This is a genomic window from Oleiphilus sp. HI0117, from assembly GCF_001635235.1.
In genome coordinates this window covers 1-1,697 of the sequence record NZ_LWGA01000148.1, presented here as the reverse complement: position 1 = coordinate 1,697, position 1,697 = coordinate 1, and the positions used below count along the sequence as shown (strand labels likewise).

The 1,697-nt window shown below is 46.6% G+C and carries 2 protein-coding genes; both read right to left on the bottom strand.

From position 1 onward, the window contains the following. Window positions 1–115 precede the first annotated feature (115 nt). Complete coding sequence (locus A3757_RS01980; RefSeq protein WP_082865497.1) at window positions 116–763, bottom strand: thioredoxin domain-containing protein; 648 nt, start codon at window positions 761–763, stop codon at window positions 116–118. Between the two features lie 64 nt (window positions 764–827). Then, window positions 828–1,697: organoarsenical effux MFS transporter ArsJ (arsJ, locus tag A3757_RS01975; protein WP_068739075.1), on the bottom strand; the 870-nt coding region annotated here is incomplete at its 5' end.

Below are 1,697 nucleotides of genomic sequence, written 5' to 3'. Positions count from 1 at the left end.
CACGCCAAACCAATGCCTGCCCATGAGTTTATTACTTGGGTTACCAAAGCCAAGCGTTGCGAGAACTAAAATTGAGGTCAGAGTAAAAAATTATTTTTTACTCTGACCTCAATTATTATTTAGCGAGTTCCTTGGTAACTAAATCGTATAGCTCTTGTGATCCAAACTTGGGGAGCGCTTGTTCATTAACAAAAAAGGTTGGTGTCTTGCTAACTTGCAAAGCTCGAATATCGTCCTTCTCCCGTTGAAGGCGAGCGCTTATCTCATCTGAAGTCATATCGGCTTTCGCCTGTGTAATATCTAAACCCGCTGCTTCGGCAATAGGCCAAGCTTTATCCGCAACAACTTTATGGTTAACCGTCCATTCGGCTTGGGCTATGAGTAGTGCTTCAAGTACCTCTTTGAACTTGTTTTGGAGTCGCGCAGCTTCAAGCATTCTAACGATAGCTTCAGAGCCTTGGTGAAAGGTTGCATACCGAAGTACGATGCGTACATCCTTTTCATGTCTTGCTTGAATCTCTTTTACGAGAGGGTAAAAAGCTCTGCAAGCACCACATGCTGGGTCGAAAAACTCAACGATGGTGACTTTAGCCTCAGCAGGACCAAAGCTCGGAGAGTAAGGGCGTTCATATATGCTTCCTTGTTGTAGGAGCTCGTCGCTTTGCGGGCTTTCTTTGGAGTTCTGATCTTGTTGATAGGTATACCAAGTCAAAGGCAGAGATAACAAGAGACAAATAAGCGTAACACGGGTATTCATTTTCATAACAATTGTGGCCGTTCAAATAAGAAAGCGGTCTAGTTTACAGTCATGAACCGTAGGCTCAAGCTTAAGTGTTTACTGTGTTCGTTTTATGTTTGGGAAGAGCAAGTGAAATGGTCGCCGAAAGGGCGATAAATGTACTCGATACCCATAAACATGCTTCAAGGCCATAAGACTGGAAAATCCAACCTGATAGTACGGTGCTAACTAGCCTGCCCATGGCATTGGCCATATAGTAGAAACCCACATCTAAGGATACGCCATCGTCACTGGCGTAACTCACAATCAGGTAGCTGTGCAAAGAAGAATTTATAGCAAACAGGGCGCCGAAGGCGAGTAAACCTATTACGATCACCAGCTGTGCTGAAAGCGAGCTCGATAAGGCTAGTGCGATGCCCGCGGGTATCAGCATTAGAGGCAGCGCCCAGCCGAGCGCGCTATGGCCATCGGGGGCGCGCTTGGTCGAGCTTTGCGTAATCTTGGGGGCAAAGGACTGCACTAAACCATAGGCGATTACCCAGCTTGCAAGAAAGCCTCCTACAGACCAATGGTTCCAGCCGAACTCGCTCGCTAGATAAACGGGCAAGGCAACCACGAACCAAACATCTCTGGCACCAAACAGAAATAAGCGAGCTGCTGAGAGGGCGTTGATTGCCCGACTTTTAGAAAATATTTCAGTGAACTTCGGTTTGTTCTTTGCCTTGCCTAAGTCTTGTTTTAAGGCAAACATGCTACCCAGCCAAACCACAAACAAGCTTAGCGCCATAGCAAGAACGGCACCTTGAAAACCGAGAGTGGCCAGTAAAGCGCCGCCTAAAAAGAAGCCGACACCTTTCAAGGCATTCTTAGATCCGGTTAGAATTGCCACCCACTTATACAGTGTAGTTTGCGCATCTTTTGGAACCAGCAGCTTGATCGAGCTTTTCGCACTCATCTT

Coding starts and splice junctions, on each gene's coding strand:
- A3757_RS01980 (WP_082865497.1), bottom strand. CDS start 763: ATGAAAATGAATACCCGTGTTACGCTTATTTGTCTCTTGTTATCTCTG.